Source organism: Pedobacter sp. GW822-FHT03F06 (genome assembly GCF_058801365.1).
Map to the genome: position 1 here is coordinate 373,729 of NZ_JBXANE010000004.1, position 15,843 is coordinate 389,571.

General features: G+C 39.5%; 11 protein-coding genes. 1 reads left to right on the forward strand and 10 read right to left on the reverse strand.

Going from position 1 to position 15,843, the window contains the following annotated elements; genetic code table 11:
• Window positions 1–12 precede the first annotated feature (12 nt).
• Window positions 13–537, reverse strand: coding sequence for a hypothetical protein (locus tag AC1RJ8_RS09330; RefSeq protein ID WP_492953351.1), 525 nt, complete (start codon window positions 535–537; stop codon window positions 13–15).
• A gap of 210 nt (window positions 538–747) precedes the next feature.
• On the opposite strand from AC1RJ8_RS09330, the gene AC1RJ8_RS09335 reads away from it, so the two are divergent.
• On the forward strand, window positions 748–1,530 hold the full coding sequence (locus AC1RJ8_RS09335; RefSeq protein WP_029280385.1) for an HAD-IIA family hydrolase: 783 nt from the start codon (window positions 748–750) through the stop codon (window positions 1,528–1,530).
• A 286-nt stretch (window positions 1,531–1,816) separates the two neighbouring features.
• Here AC1RJ8_RS09335 and AC1RJ8_RS09340 read toward each other — a convergent pair whose 3' ends face one another.
• The 9 genes from AC1RJ8_RS09340 to AC1RJ8_RS09380 all read right to left on the reverse strand — a co-directional run bounded on the left by AC1RJ8_RS09340 (window position 1,817) and on the right by AC1RJ8_RS09380 (window position 15,842).
• Complete coding sequence (locus AC1RJ8_RS09340; protein WP_492953350.1) at window positions 1,817–2,092, reverse strand: hypothetical protein; 276 nt, start codon at window positions 2,090–2,092, stop codon at window positions 1,817–1,819.
• Window positions 2,093–2,758: 666 nt separating this feature from the next.
• Window positions 2,759–4,261, reverse strand: a complete 1,503-nt coding sequence (locus AC1RJ8_RS09345; protein ID WP_492953349.1) for an alpha-L-fucosidase — start codon at window positions 4,259–4,261, stop codon at window positions 2,759–2,761.
• Window positions 4,262–4,285: 24 nt separating this feature from the next.
• Window positions 4,286–5,875 (reverse strand): beta-N-acetylhexosaminidase, encoded by a 1,590-nt coding sequence (locus AC1RJ8_RS09350; protein WP_492953348.1) that lies wholly within the window; start codon window positions 5,873–5,875, stop codon window positions 4,286–4,288.
• Window positions 5,875–7,272 (reverse strand): alpha-L-fucosidase, encoded by a 1,398-nt coding sequence (locus AC1RJ8_RS09355; protein WP_492953347.1) that lies wholly within the window; start codon window positions 7,270–7,272, stop codon window positions 5,875–5,877. The genes AC1RJ8_RS09350 and AC1RJ8_RS09355 overlap by 1 nt, the downstream gene beginning before the upstream one ends.
• A gap of 52 nt (window positions 7,273–7,324) precedes the next feature.
• The gene (locus AC1RJ8_RS09360; RefSeq protein WP_492953346.1) at window positions 7,325–8,755 is read right to left on the reverse strand and encodes a beta/gamma crystallin family protein; all 1,431 of its coding nucleotides are present in this window, start codon (window positions 8,753–8,755) and stop codon (window positions 7,325–7,327) included.
• 58 nt (window positions 8,756–8,813) lie between these two features.
• Window positions 8,814–9,089, reverse strand: a complete 276-nt coding sequence (locus tag AC1RJ8_RS09365; protein WP_492953345.1) for a hypothetical protein — start codon at window positions 9,087–9,089, stop codon at window positions 8,814–8,816.
• A gap of 172 nt (window positions 9,090–9,261) precedes the next feature.
• Window positions 9,262–11,007, reverse strand: coding sequence for a RagB/SusD family nutrient uptake outer membrane protein (locus tag AC1RJ8_RS09370; RefSeq protein ID WP_492953344.1), 1,746 nt, complete (start codon window positions 11,005–11,007; stop codon window positions 9,262–9,264).
• Between the two features lie 11 nt (window positions 11,008–11,018).
• Window positions 11,019–14,108 carry a SusC/RagA family TonB-linked outer membrane protein gene (locus AC1RJ8_RS09375; RefSeq protein ID WP_492953343.1) on the reverse strand — a complete coding sequence of 1,030 codons (3,090 nt, stop codon included), beginning with the start codon at window positions 14,106–14,108 and terminating at the stop codon, window positions 11,019–11,021.
• A gap of 105 nt (window positions 14,109–14,213) precedes the next feature.
• Complete coding sequence (locus tag AC1RJ8_RS09380; protein ID WP_492953342.1) at window positions 14,214–15,842, reverse strand: RagB/SusD family nutrient uptake outer membrane protein; 1,629 nt, start codon at window positions 15,840–15,842, stop codon at window positions 14,214–14,216.
• Between the last annotated feature and the right edge of the window lies 1 nt (window position 15,843).

Here is a 15,843-nt window from a genome sequence, read left to right on the forward strand (position 1 = left end):
AAGCGCCTCATCTTATTTTACTGCTAAATTAAAATATTGTTTAATGTGGATGGTATCTACAGGTATTTTAGATTTTTCGGCTGCCACAACAATGTGTGCATCAAGTAACCATTTTTCAGCTGATTTATTAGTATTATCCACTTTAATTCCTTTAACTGTACCTGCAATCGGAGTTAAGTTGAAATAGTCGCATGAAGCGCAAGAAAAAAGATGTTTTACCTTTCCAGCCAGAATATCAGCATCAGTTAATAAAAATTTATCACCTTGCATAGGTGCTTGAATATATACCCGCGTGGTGCTAAAGCTATTACTCTTCTTGGCCATAAAAATCCGGTATTGCCCAGTTGTAAGTGCCATCTGCTGATCGGCCATTGCTGCATAATTAACATACTCAAACAGGCAGCTTCCTTCAGTACAAGGTGTTAGATTTTGCGCGTCAATGGTAAAATCCATTTGGTTTTCAGTTTTCTTTTTGCAAGCATTCAAGATGCTTAATGCAATCAAAAAGACGGTGGTTACTTTAAAAGCGTTTTTCATAATTTAATTTTTTATGAATACGGTAGAAATTTCGAATATGCTACAATTCGAACATTAATTTTTTATTAAATAAATGAACAGGAAAGGAATACTATTCAAACTTAGCAGGATAAGTTTGGGTTAAAAACTGACCACCGAAAGACTTTATATTAACACTGATTGAACAAGAAAATATTAAGTTTGTACATAAACAGATTAAATCTACAAAACATGAAACAAGGATTATTAATAGATATGGATGGGGTGATTTATAGCGGGGAAGAATTGATATTTGGTGCGGATAAATTCATTAAAAACTTAATTGATGAAGATATTCCTTTTGCATTTATGACTAACAACAGTCAGAGAACAGCTTTGGAAGTAGTACGCAAACTTAAAGGGTTAGGGATAAAGGTAGAAGAAAGCCATGTATACACCAGTGCGATGGCTACAGGTAAATTCCTTTCCGATCAAAGCCCAAATGGTACTGCTTATGTGTTAGGAGAAGGTGGTTTATTAAGCAGTTTACACGATCATGGTATTACCCTGGTAAACACCGATCCCGAATTTGTGGTACTGGGAGAAGGTAGAAACTTTACGCTCGAAATGGTGCAGCGTGCTGTGGATATGATTCTTGCCGGAGCCAAATTCATCACCACCAACAGAGATCCATCACCTAAAAAACCAGGATGGAACAACCTCGGTATTGCGGCAACCACAGCCATGATTGAAGAAGCAACCGGCAGAAAAGCGTTTGTTACAGGCAAACCAAGTCCGGTGATGATGCGCTCGGCACGTAAATTCCTGGGATTGGAAACCAGCGAAACTACTGTTATTGGCGATACCATGGAAACTGATATACAAGGAGGTGTACAAATGGGATATAAAACCATTCTGGTACTTTCGGGTATATCAAGCAAGGATACTTTAGGGCATTATGCTTTTAAACCCGATATGATTGCAAGCTCTGTTGACGAGATTAAGTTTCCCTTGGCCTGGTGGGAAGGTAAATAGTTTAGATTTTCGAACTTAACCGTGGTGTAAGATGTTACCATCTGGCAGAGAGAATCGTTTTAGAATTGGAATAAAGGATTAAACGAAGTGTCAGATAGAAATATCTGACACCACATGAAAACAGGTCCTTCGACAGGCTCAGGATGACAAATCTATATTTATGACTCAGCCTATGAAAAACACAGAATTCGAATTAAATAAATAGAGTGTCAGATAGAAATATCTGACACTACATCAAGACGCCATTTAATAACAATCTTCTATTCTTATTTTATTAAAGGCTTGGCTACTTTATTTTATTAATTGTAAATAAAGGTACTGAGTTGAGGTATAAAGGCTTAAAAAAATTCAACCTATAATCAGTTGCGAATACAACAGGTGCAACCTCAAACTTAGCAGTCGTATCAACATGATTAAACAATTTAAATGAAGCTGAATCATTTACAATGTGCTCATGCACTGGGATTTCAGGCCCTTTATCACCAGTAAACTTATTCGCTTTGGTTAAAAGTCCAATTGCTGGTATAACCATTAATAGCGCTACGCAAGAAATCAGTCTCATATCATTGTGCTTAAAATTATCCTATTATTTGATTAGGGCCTTTTAACAAAGATGAACCGATGTTATTAGTAAGATAGTTAGCTAGCGTTATGAAATTGTTAAAGTTGCAGTGCAGTTTTAATTCAATATTAAATGTATCAGGCCGATAGCGCGATTTATATTACCGTACCTGCGTTTTATATTATCGCACCCGTGATTTATATTACCGTACCTGCGTTTTATATTATCGCACCCGCGATTTAGATTATCGTACCCGCGATTTATATTATTGCACTCGTGATTTATATTATTGCACCCGCGATTTATATTAAGATATCGGGCTCAACGATTATTTGATTTAATAATTATGATATGGATCTATAGCCATTAGGTTAAAATTAAGATTGCGCAGCAACATCCATCGCTACGCAATCATTAACTAACCAAATAAATGTATTTACCAAGGTTAACATTAGATAACCAGTCTGATGTATGCTTGGTATAGATGGTAAATTGGGCACTAATCAACCTATTCATTACCACATCTTTTACATTTAAATCTTAATCAAAACCGGTTATGATCTTCGGCTAATGCCTCCTTTTATCGGGAAGCCCGGTTTGATCGTTAATAATAGCATGATTTACTTTAAACCTTTGGCGTAAAAATTTAAAGAGAGGCCAATCTGACTATATTTTAGCATCCATTAACTTTGCTGCTTTTACCTTTGGTGCCACCAGTTTCATTTTAATTACAAATGCTTTGCTGGGTTGAAAACCTTTCGGCAGTATGACATCGTAATAGGTATTCTTATCCAGATCCAAACCAAGGTCTGCTGGTTTTAAGGTTAAATTTTTACCCCCAACCAAAAGTGCTGCTGTGCCCGGAACCTGTTTAGCATTTTTAGGCACCGCAATGCGCACAATGCCATTTACGGGTTGATTAAAAACCGTTAAATAAAGGTTATCGTCTTTTTGAGTAAAGTAGCCTAATTTGGAAGGCGTTAATGCAGCATGGCGCACTCCATATACTGCCTCGGCATTTAGTTTTACCCACTCGCCAATTTCTTTTACAATTTTATCCTCTTCGGGATGCATATTTCCATTGCCATCGGGCCCAAAGTTTAGTACAAAATTGCCGTTCATTGATACCGAACGCATCAGCATATCCAATAAATCGTCGGTAGTTTTGGTATAAATTCCCGACCAATCTTTCATATATCCCCAACCGTTTGGCGGAATAGTCATTACCGCATCCCAATCGTTACCGTTTAACCACTCAAATTCTACAGGTAACTTACGCTCCCAGCCCTGCTCGTAATCGCCTAAAATATTGCCATTCGAATCGAAGTGTCTTGAGCCATGTTCATCGTTACGGAAACGCGAGCCGATAATTAATCCAGGGTGTTTTTCGCGAAGTTCTTTTTCTAGATTGTAGGTAAATTCATAGGCGCTTTTCCACGAGGCATCCCAGGTACCATCAAACCAGAAACCTTTAATTTTCGGATAGTTATCCAGTTGCTCTAAAAGCTGATTTCGGGTATAAGCTAAAAATTTACCGAATTTTTCTTTCTCCTCGTCGGTTTTTGGGGCTTTCCCCATATAATTAGGGTTATTCCATTCTAAAATCGAGAAATAGAGATATACATCAATACCTTCGGCGGTATAGGCATCTACAATCTGTTTTACAATATCTTTTTTATACGGCGATGCTGCAACATTGTAATCAGAATATTTGGTTGGCCAAAGTGCAAATCCATCATGGTGTTTGGTTGTAAAAATCACATACTTTGCGCCCATATCTTTAGCCTGTTTGGCCCAGCGTTTGGCATCGAAGTTGTTCGGGTTAAATTGTTTATATAAGTTATCGTAAGTTTTGGTCCAGTCTTTTGGTGCTGTAGGCCCTGCCCATGAGCGAATCCATTCTGATGCCGCTGCGCCACCCCTTGCGCTTACGCCGTTCCATTCGTTACCTGCTATAGAATAAATTCCCCAATGGATAAACTGCCCTAAGCCGTAACTGCGAAAGGCTTCCATATCGGCATCGGTACGGTGTGGTGGTGTTAAGGTCCCGTATTTAACTTCAACTTCTTTTGTAGGCTTGCTCTTCGGTCCTGTCCATTGTGCGTTTGCAGGGTTTACTGCAGCTACAGAAGCAAAGGTAACCAAGGCAAACTTTAATATATTCTTCATATTCAAATTTTATTCGTGTTTTTGTTAATCTTTATAATTTAAGGGTTTCTTTCTCCTAACCGGTATTTCGGGATTTTGCAAAGGTTTTGAAGGGTAATAATAATAAAGCCCTGTTTTACCATAAAGCGCCAGGTGCTGAGTTAAACTATTACTGAAGGTTTTAAAATCCTTATGGTTTTGCGGTGTCCATGCAGCTTCTGCCAAGGCAGCAATGCGTGGAAAAAGCAAATAATCTAAACGGTTATCATTATCTACTGTTTCTGTCCAAAGGTTGGCCTGAATACCTAAAACAAGCTGTTTTTCCTTTTCATTTTCAGTAAAAGACTGCGCATCGAACTGGTATACCTGCTCAATGGGGTTATACAGTTTGTTCCATTTCCTTCCATATTGATGCGTACTATCCTGAACAAAATCGAAATACAGGGGCAAGCGTGGACATAAAACCGTTTGGTAACCTTTACTTAAAGCGGTGCGGAGCTGAGCAGGTTTTTCCTGGCGCCACCAAAACATAATCGTTTTCTCTTTCGGCAGATCGGCTTCGGCCATTTCATCCCAAAAAATAGCCTTGGCGTTTAATTGATAGAGCGAATCGGCCATACGTTTCATAAAATAATGTTCTACCGCAGCATCATCCTTAAGCTTTTCGCGTTCGCGGAGTTTTAAAATATCGGCATTACTTTTCCACTTTTCATTTCCGTAACTCACTTCATCTCCTCCTAAATGGATTAATCCGGCAGGGAAAAGCACATTGGTTTCTTTTAGAATATCGGTTAAATAACTGTACGTTTTTTCCAGACCAGGGTTAAAGGTAAACTCTGGGTGCCCAGCTGAACCGCCTCCTGAATACTCGGGATAGGCTTTATTGGCCGCAGTAGCATGTCCGGGCATATCAATTTCGGGTATCACTTTAATGTAGCGTTCGGCAGCGTAGGCCACAATTTCCCTAATATCTGCCTGTGTATAAAACTGTGCTGGCAAATTGGGGCTTAAATAATCACCAATACCACCGATAAGGGCCAAATTAGGATATTTTTTGATTTCTAGGCGCCAGGCTGGTTCATCGGTTAAATGCCAATGAAAAGTATTTAGTTTATAAAAAGCCATCCAGTTTAGAATGGATTTTACTTTTTGTTTGCCAAAAAAATGACGCGATTCGTCGAGCATAAAGCCACGCCAGCCATAAGCTGGTGCATCGTTTATCTCTGCTACCGGAAGCTGGCTATTTTTATTGGTTATGGCCAATTGCAACAGTGAAACCACCCCATAAAAAATACCATTTGGATGTGTTGCAGAAACAGTAACCCTCTCAGGTTTGATACTGATCTGATAAGCACACGAATCTGCATGTTTCCTCCCTGCTTTTAGTACCAGCATAATATTTGCCGATCTTGCTTTCTGCTGAACGGTAATTCCTTTCTGACTTAATAATTCGTTCTGAAAATAATAGGCAATCGTTTTTAACTGTTCGTTATTGTAACCAATGCTACTGTAATCATTAAGGGTAAAGTAACCACTACCTTTTGCAAATTGCAACGGCATAGGAATAATTCCGGGTTGCTGCGCAAACGCCGTTGAGCAAACAAGTAGTACAGTTAATATATATAGTAACCTCATTAATTGGCTGTTATTTTTAATACATAAACAGGAATTTGGTTCCCTTTTTTATAATCACCTGGTAAATCAAGGCCAAGCCCTTCGTTGTTTATTGTCCATTTGATTTTTTCATTGTTTCCCAGGAGTTCGATATTTTTAACAGACATTGTGCTTTTGTTTATCTGTTTTAGCAGTACATCTGACCTTTTCCAGCTTCTTAGAAAAGCGTATACAGTTTTATCTTTTGAGGTATAATAAACATCTGGCGTTACAGATTTTGGTGTACCATCAAAAACAGCATCCTTAATGGCGTTTTTGCTTTCTTCGATGGAGATGTTATCGCTCTTTTCTGAGCTGTTTTCTTTTACAGCTAACCATGGGTGGCTGGCGTAAATGGCCTCGTGATTAACATCCATCCATTTACCTACAGCTTTTAATCTTACAGTTGCCCAATCCGGAAAGGTACCATCACCTTTAGGGCCAACATTTAACAACAGGTTGCCACCATTAGCTACTACTTCTACCAAGTGCCGTACCAGCATTTCTGGCGATTTCCAGAGACTATCGTGTTTGTTGTAGCCCCAGTTTTGGCCAATGGTTAAACAAGACTCCCAGGCTTTTTTTGATGATGGTGATAAAGACTGTTCAGAAATTGAAAAATCGCCATAACCATTTCCAATTCTATTGTTTACCAAACAGTTTGGTTGTAATTTATGAACTAAAGCTTTAAGTTCTTCACTCTCTTTTTTACTGATAAGTTCGGGCGTATCGAACCAAAGTGTACCAATTGGGCCATAGTTACTTAAAAGTTCTGTAATTTGCGGTTTAACCTTCCTTTCGAAATAACGGTTAAAAACCTTTCCGTCTTCATTCGGATAATCCCAGGTGTTGCTTCTGCCCGCTTTTACAGGCCAATTGGTTGGCACATCGGGATCTTGCCAATCTCTTCCTAAAGAATAATAAAGGCAAAGTGTGATGTTGTATTTTTTACAGGCTTTTGCCAGCTCTACAATTGGATCGCGTTTAAACGGACTTCTTTTTACAATGTTATAATCGCTGCTGGCTGAGTTGTACATGGCAAAACCATCATGATGTTTTGCTGTAAAAACAATATACTTCATACCTGTTTCTTTCGCTTGTTTAACCCAGGCATCTGCATCGAACTTTATGGGATTAAATTGATCGGCAATGGTTCCGTACTCTCGTACCGGAATGCGTTCGTAAAGCATAAAATGCTCTCCTCCTTTAACCCGGTGGCCTTTCCAATCGCCGGCAGTTTGCGCGTACAAGCCCCAATGTAAAAACAAACCGAATTTTTCTGTCCTAAACTGTTCCAAAGTATTATTTTGCACTGTTTGCCCAAGCGATAGCTGGGCAAACAGTACAAATAACAGACTTAAAAAAAGCAGTTTTCTCATTTTTGATTATGGTTTAAAACATTAAAGATAAGCCTGTTTATAAAAATAATAATTAAAGGGCAATCACTTTTATGGATGATGCCTTATCGTTAAAAGTAGAAACGTAAGTGCTCGAAGAGGTTAATTCGATACTACTTCCAGTAAAGTTATCACCATCATACATGATTACTTTCAACCCTAAACCTACATTAACAGATGATACATCGTTATTACTAATACCGAGACTAATTAAATCGGCTGTGGTATACTGGCCAACTGGTAATGATATACCATAACCTCCATAACTGGCATTTTGGTAAAATTTAGCAGAACCGTTTGCACCAATCTGTGGTACACCGTTTAAAAATGAAAATGAATAGGTTTTGCTCACATTACCACCATTCTTCAATAGCAATTTCACCCTAATGTTGTAAGCTTCGTTATTTTTATAATAAAGCTCGCTAAAAGGAATAGTTGCCGAAATTGTATTTCCGGTACCTGGGTTCGATCTCCAGGCCACGGCATTATAATCTGCATCGCTACTACTCAAATCCGGGTCCATGTAAATTAAGATATCATTTACCTCTTTATTGCTGGTAAACGAACCCGTAACGTTGAAGGCCTGGATAGTTGCATTGTAGGCAAATTGTGCATTAATAGTGGTGGTTGCTGCCTCGTAAGGTATTTCTATTGGCAAAGGATTCTGGAACACTTCATTACGGTTTAAAATGGCAGCATCAACTTCGGTTAAGAATGTGGGCTGACCTTTACTGAAAGTTACATTTCCTGATCCCATTAAAGAAGTACCTAAGGTTGGTTGCTCTGAAGCATATTTAGCATGATCGTGTGGTAAATTTAAGCCATGCCCTAGCTCATGTAGCATACCACCAAGTAAATTTGATGTTGCATTAGGAATTTTATCAACCGCCATGTTTGCATTATCAGTGGCAAAACAATTTTTGCCGTAACCATAAAAGGGCTGATCAAAACTACCATCTGTACGCTGCGGCAATAAAATGAGGGTGTGACTCGAATTTGAGAACTCTGAAGCATGTGTAACTTTGTAAGCCGCAATTTCATTCAGGATTTTAGTTGCCGAAATACTGGCATCGTAAGGATAGGCTGATTGTGCAAACTGAGCTGGTATTTCGATAAAACGCACCAATCCGGTTGAATCAACTTTGGGCAGTCCCATGTATTTATCATAGCCATACCTTAACATTTCGGTATGGAACCAACCCTGAAAATGAACCAATAAAGAGGTTAAGCGGGTTTTGTAATCAGAAAGCGCCGGATTATCGGTTGGCACAAACATTACAATGTTCAGGTTTTTGGTATTGGTAACAAAACTCGGCGCAGTGGTTCCCGAGCTTAGTGCCAATGTAGTTGGCTTTGCACTAGCCGTTTCTGGTTTCGAAACAGGTACTTTTTTACAGGCTGTCATTAAAAGGCCGCTTGAAATCATCAAAAGCAGCGCAAAGTAAAGTTGTTTTTTGTTTTTCATGTTTAATGGTTTGAGGTTATTTGATTAATTGATTTTTATTTCATCATTGTCATTTTACTTAAAAAGCGACCTTTACCACCCTCCCCGTAGCCTTCTTGCTAGTTACCAATGTTTCTGGCACCGATACCCTAAGCCCTTTGTAATCCTGTTTCCAGTTGAGTTTTTCACCTGTTCCGTCGAGAAGCACTTCTTTAACCTGTATCTGACTGATAGATAGCGATTTAATAATCAGTTCACCAAATTCGGTTTCGTTTAAAAAAACCTTTAGTTCATCATCCTTCCCCGAATAAAACATAATGGGCTCAATTGTTCTGATTTTTGTTATTGCGTTCATTGTGTATTGGTTAATCGGTTAATTTTTCGAAACGGTTAACTGATTTGCTATTGTTCATTGGTTTACTAGTGATTGGTAATTGATCAATTGGCTCTTCGAAATTGTCATTGCAAGGCTAGCTTGCAATGACGACCTAATCGACTCCAGACTCATGACTTCGGACTTAAGAATCTCACCATCCTGGATTTTGAATCAGCACTGCACTCTTGTTAATTTCTGATTGTGGAATAGGGAAATAATACATTTGAGGATTGGTGAATCTCCTTGTTTCAAAAGAAAAGCGGGCTCCGGTAACGGTTGATCCACTACGTGTCCAACGCATCCCATTAGCCGGACCGTTTATTAAAGTTTCTGCTAGTTTCCATCTTTTGATATCAAAGAATCTAGTCGCTTCTTCATAGGTTAACTCTACCCTTCTCTCATTGCGGATTACTTCCCTCATTTGCTCTTTAGTTAACTGCAATGGCAATTGAAACGGCACTAAACCAGCTCTTTCCCTGATTTGCTCAACGGCCTGATAAACTTCTGTGCCAGGCCCACTAAATTCGTTAAGTGCTTCTGCGTAATTCAGTAATATTTCGGCATATCTGATAGCCACCAAACCAATATTATTGGATATACCAAAATTGCCACCAGCACCTTCGTGACAAAATTTGCGGTATAAATACCCCGTTTTAGTAGAACCCGATGTACCTAAACCGTCGCCAGGGGCATTGGCGTACAAATTGACTACCGTTTTAGTATTTGTGGTATTGTTTAACCACAAGCTGCCATCATATAATATAGAATAATAAAAACGGGGATCCCTGTTTTTGTACATATCTGCTTCTACGTAACCTGAGCCCGCTTCTTTAATATTCTTACCATTTTTCATCGGATAGGTGTCTACCAACTCCTGGGTTGGATAAGAGTAGGCTTGCCCGCCGCGCGAAACCGGGAGCAGAAAACCTTCGTACCACCTGTTTGTTGATTTCATGACCTGAAAAATGTGTTCAGGGGTATTTCTGGTAATCATCATCTGATAATAGCCATAACCGGGGGCAGTTGTATTATCTTTTACCAAATTGTATATGCCCATATCCATTACCGCCTTTGCGGCATCTGCGGCCAGTTTCCATCTATTGTTATCCAGATTATCGTAACCTGCCAGATTTTTATTGGCACCTGTACCAGGATTTTGCCCATTAAAAAGAGGACTGGCAGCCAGGAGTAAAACTTTTGATTTTAAGCCCATTGCGGCACCTTTTGTTGGGCGTCCGAAATCTTCAATTTGTGTGGTTACAGGCAAAGCCGCACAGGCATCTAATTCGCTTACCACATAATTTACAGTTTCGGCAAATGTAGATCTGGCTAAACCAAAGTCATCAGTTATGGCGTACACTTTATCGCCAATAATTGGCACACCACTATAATTGCGTAGTAAATGCCAGTAATAATAGGCTCTTAAAAACCTGGCTTCCAGTTTTAAAGTTGCTCTTCTGGCGGCCGAAATCGGAGATCTGTCTACGTTTGCCAAAAAAACATTTACCCTCCTGATATTATTGTAACAATTGTTCCAGTGGTTCTTAAACCGGCTAAAATCGGCCTGACTTTGAAATGTTGCTGAATTAAAAGCGGGTGCTATTTGTGCCGTAGCACCGCTCCATACGATATCCGAATCGTCTGATGCATCGCTGTACGACCACAAACCACCGCCTGTTAAGCCATTATCGAGATAGTATGTTCCGGCCAAACCGGTATAAATACCCGTTAAAAACCTAAACGTTAACAAACTATCGGCAAATACAGTAGCTTCATTGAGCTGCCCTACATCTGTTTTATCCAAAAAACTACTGCTATCAGTTTTTTTGCAGGCAACAGCACCTATCGCTAATAAGCCAACCAATGTTAAAGTTTTTATATAATTTATATTTTTCATCTGTTTATATATTAGAATGTTACCTGTAAGCCTAGGTTTACAATTTTTTGTTGAGGATAGGATGAATAGGCCTCTACCGTTCCTGTAGAATTTATAGACTCAGGGTCTATATCATAAATCTTCAGGTTAAACCAGGTAATCAGATTTGCGGCATTTGCATAAATACGGGCATTTGATAATCCGATTTTACTTACCAGTTTGTTACTGAAATTATAGCCAAGTTCTACATTTTTGAGTCGGATATAATCTGTTGGGCGTAACCAAAAAGTAGACTGATCAAAGTTGGCGCCACCTAAGCGTGGTAGTTCTGCCGTTTCTTTGGTTTCTGGCGTCCATCTTTTTAGGTGTATTTCGGAAGGTGTACCATTAGTAGTTCCTATCTGAAACATGGTTGACGCACTTAAACTCCCTTTTGCGGCACCCTGAAAAAGCACTGAAACATCAAAGCCTTTGTAGCTTGTGCCTAATGAAAAACCGTAGTTGATCTGAGGGATGTTTGGGTTGCCAATCGGACCAATATCACCCTGATCGATTTTTCCGTCGTTGTTGATATCGGCATACTTCAAATCGCCAGGTTTAACTGCACGGCCAACTGATGTTGGACTATTGGCGATATCGGCCGCATCATTGTAAAAACCTATGCTTGTATACCCATAAATCTGACCAATAGGCCGGCCTGTGCGCATCAGCAAGGGGTTACCTTGATTATAAGGCTCATCACGGTAAATTATTTTATTTTTATAGATGGAAATGTTTCCTTTAACAAAGTAGGATAAGTTTTCTGACAGTTTATTCTGGTATGACAGGTCGAGTTCAAAACCTTTATTATTTACAATACCCAAATTTACCGGAGGTAATGAAATACCCGAGAAATTAGGTACGGTTTCCCTAACAGTTAAAATATCGTACCTTTTATGATTGAAATAATCGAAGGTTATTCCAAGTTTACTGTTCAGCAATTTAATGTCTGTACCAATATCCAGTTTTCGCTCCTGCTCCCATCTTACATCTTCATTTGCGAGGGCACCCGGCGTAATGCCATACTGTAAGCTGTTATTATCGCCAAACCAGTAAGAGTTTGCCGCCGTTGCCGGGGCATTATAGATCTCTTCGTAGATATAACGGTAAGTATTCGGGAAATCGTCAGAACCAACGGTACCCAACGAGCCCCTGATTTTCATATAATTGATAAAAGGAAGGGCTTTTTTAAAGAAAGGTTCTTCACTAATGTTCCAGCCTGCACTTACTGCCGGAAACAAACCATTCCGCTTGCTTGCTTTGAACCTATCAGTACCATTATACGCACCGTTCAGTTCGAAGATGTACTTCGACTTGTAATTATATCCTACCCTGGCAGAATATCCTCTAAAATTTGCAGGAATATTGGCGCCGGAAATATCTGCTAGCTGGTTGTATACGATCAGACCGTATAAATTGTGGTTTCCAAACTGGCGGTTATAATCTAAAATACCCTGTACATTGATTTTACGAAGGGGGTAGTTAGATGTATTGGCATCAAATGTAGTTGTTGCCGTAAGTGGTTCTAACCTGCTTAACTCCGGAAAAACGGGGTCTAAAACATCCGATCCCGGCAGGTAGGCATAAGTAGGAAAGCGCCCCCTGGTTAAGGACCGATTAAATTCTACATTGTTGGTGTAGGCTAAAATTGCCCTTACAGCAAGGCCTTTGGTTAAAAAATCTAAATTTTGGTTGGCTTTTAGGTTTAAGTTAAGGTTATTACTGTAATTTCTGTTGTAACCTGCATATTGCAAAATACCAACCGGATTTAACGTTGCTGATTTTCTACCCCCGTAGCTCCCATCTTCATTTTTTACCGGGTAATTCCATGGATTTAAAAGTCCGCTGCTTAATCTACGCCAAAAAGATATGGCACCACCGGCCAGTACATCGGGCAGGTTTGGCTGGTTAATTTCATTAAACCTCGCCGAAAGATCCAGCTTTAGGGTTAAGGTTTTGGTTACATTCAAATCAACATTCGATCTGATATTATATCTTTTTAAATAATAATTACTATTAAAATTTTCGTCCTTTTGTATATTTTTTAAAATACCATCCTGATAAACGTTGCCAAGTGCCACGAAATACTTTAAATTCTGGGTACCGCCTGTAATGTCGATATTATTGCTTTGCTGCAACGCGTTTTTACGCATGACTTCATCGTACCATTGGACACTCGGGTAGTGGTACGGATCGTCTCCTAATTTAAAATGGTTTAGCGCTTCCTCAGTAACCAGTCCAGGAAAAGTCAGGTTGGGGTCTCTACCTTCATTTACCTCCATCTCTTTCAATAAGGTCAAGGCATTATAAGAATCCAATGGTTTTCTTCTTATGGTAGGCGTTTGCAAACCAAAATCGCTTCTGAATGTAATTTTCGGAGCAGAATTTGTCCCCCTTCGGGTAGTAATCGCAATTACACCGTTAGCGCCCTTTATACCATAGATAGCCGTTGAAGAAGCATCCTTTAAAATGGAAACCGTTTCGATTTCATTAGAATTTAACTGGCTTAACTGTTCGTAAGGGTACTCTACATCATCTACAATGACCAAAGGTCTGTTAGATGCACCTGTGTAAGTGCTAACCCCACGAATGTAAATATTAGCAGCATCGGCACCAGGCTGGCCACTGGTTTGTTGCTGAAACAAACCCGGTAACCTTCCGGCCAGAGCATTTTGAAAGCTTGCAGCAGGGCTCTGTCTTAATTCTTTACCCGATACTGTACTGGTTGCACCGGCATTGGTTATCTTCTTTTGTGGGGTAAAACCCACTACAACCACTTCATTTAAATTTGAATTATCTTCTTTTAAAACAATATTTAAAGTTTGGCTGGTAATGGTTACCACTTTTGTGATGTAACCAACAGAGCTTATGATCAGTTTGGTACTGTTGGCACCAACTTTAATGCTAAAAGCGCCACTGGTATTGGTGATCACAATATTCTTTGGGTTTTCTTGTTCTGTAACCGTTGTAGCGATCAATGTTGTGCCCTTATCATCTGCCACCACACCCCTTACCACTTTGGTTTGGGCGTAAGCCAAATTAGTGATCAGCACAAGCAATATTATATTCAGTATTTTTTTCATCTGTATATAGTTTCTTTTTTATCGGCATGAAGCTGTCCTGATTCCCGTTTCACTTCTGTGATCTGAAAACCTGTATGCTTCATTATTTTAAGTTTATGCCCCTTACTAGTTAGGCCATCCTGGGTTTTGAACCATTTTGTTATTGGCTAATATTTCGGCCTGTGGTATAGGGTACCAATACATTTTGGCATCGAACACAGCATTTGCGGCATTGAAATAAGCATAAGAGAAAGCTGTTCCGTTTTTGATAATCTGCACGCCTCTAATTGGTTTGTTTAATTCAATTTCAGCCAGTTTCCATCTTCTCAAATCCCAGGTTCTGTGCTCTTCAAAAGCCAGTTCTATACGGCGTTCATTCTGAATTATTTTACGCAGTTCATCTTTGCTAAGTGTAAGCGATAAACCGTAAAGATTATTGGAGCCAGGAAGAATTCCTGCTCTTTTCCTGATTAAAACCAAATTGTTAACGATATCGGCAACTGCCCCGCCCGATTCGTTTAGCGCTTCGGCATGGTTTAGTAAAATCTCAGCATACCTCAGTAAGATTACATGGTGGGCCTGATTGGTGTAGCTGGTAGAAGTTTCAAATTTGCCCATAAATTTTCTCAGATAATATCCCGTTCTGGTCTGTGTTCTGTTTCCTCCCGGCTTATCCTGCCCACCTTCAAATGTCTCAACAGGCCTTCCCAACCAATTTTTGCCATTGTGCATAATCGTAGCTGTTAATCTCGGATCTCTGTTTAAGTATGGGTTATTCGGATCATAAGTCGATCCTGCATCAGAAATTGCTTTTCCATCGAGCATTAAAAATGCATCGACCAGGTTTTGCGACGGACTGGTTAAACCAACGCCCTGTAAATATCCAATCGGACCGTTGTTGATTTCGATATTTGTATTTAAAGCATTCTGTTTAATAAAAATAAACTCCGTGTTTTTGGTTGCATTAAAATTGGCTACCCAATCGGTTACCAGGGTATAACCCAATGCTTTAACATCGGCTGCTGCCTGTGCGGCTAATGTCCACCTCTGAGTATTATTTGTCGGGTTACTTAAGGGGCTGGCGGCATATAACAGCACTCTCGATTTCAAGGCCATTGCGGCTCCGATATTCGCCCTGCCCCAATCTCCATCGCTAATGGCATAAGGCAATAATGAACTTTTTATGGCATCCAACTCAGCTACGATATAAGCATAACATTCGTCGAGCGTATTTCTAGGAACATTTATATCATCATTGATGGTATATACCTTATCACCAATTAAAGGCACACCGCCCCAGCGCTTAACCAGTTCGAAGTAAAAATAGGCCCTTAAAAATCTTGCTTCAGCTTTAAACTGAGTTTTTAAAACTGCAGTTGTGGGTACTACATCTACTTTGCTTAAAAAAAGATTGGCTCTTCTGATGCCCAGATAATTCTTGCTCCAAACATCATCAGGAAGGGTTGTAGATGAGATTCTACCCGTACGATAAAATTCTGCCTGGGTTCCTATTCTTGATGGTACGGCATCGTCTGTTCCGGCATCTAAAAAACTGCCATCTATCCTGTTGTACCAATCTGGCAGCAACAAATAGGTTCCGTTTAAAAATTGTTTTGCATAATCAGCATTCTTATCGAGCGGATCAAAAATTAAATCGCCGGTTATACGGTCTAAAGGTTCTGCCTCAAATTTTTTCGAACAGCCAAATGCAAATAACAGGCAGATTATAGCGAAGTATATTTTATAATTATTCATA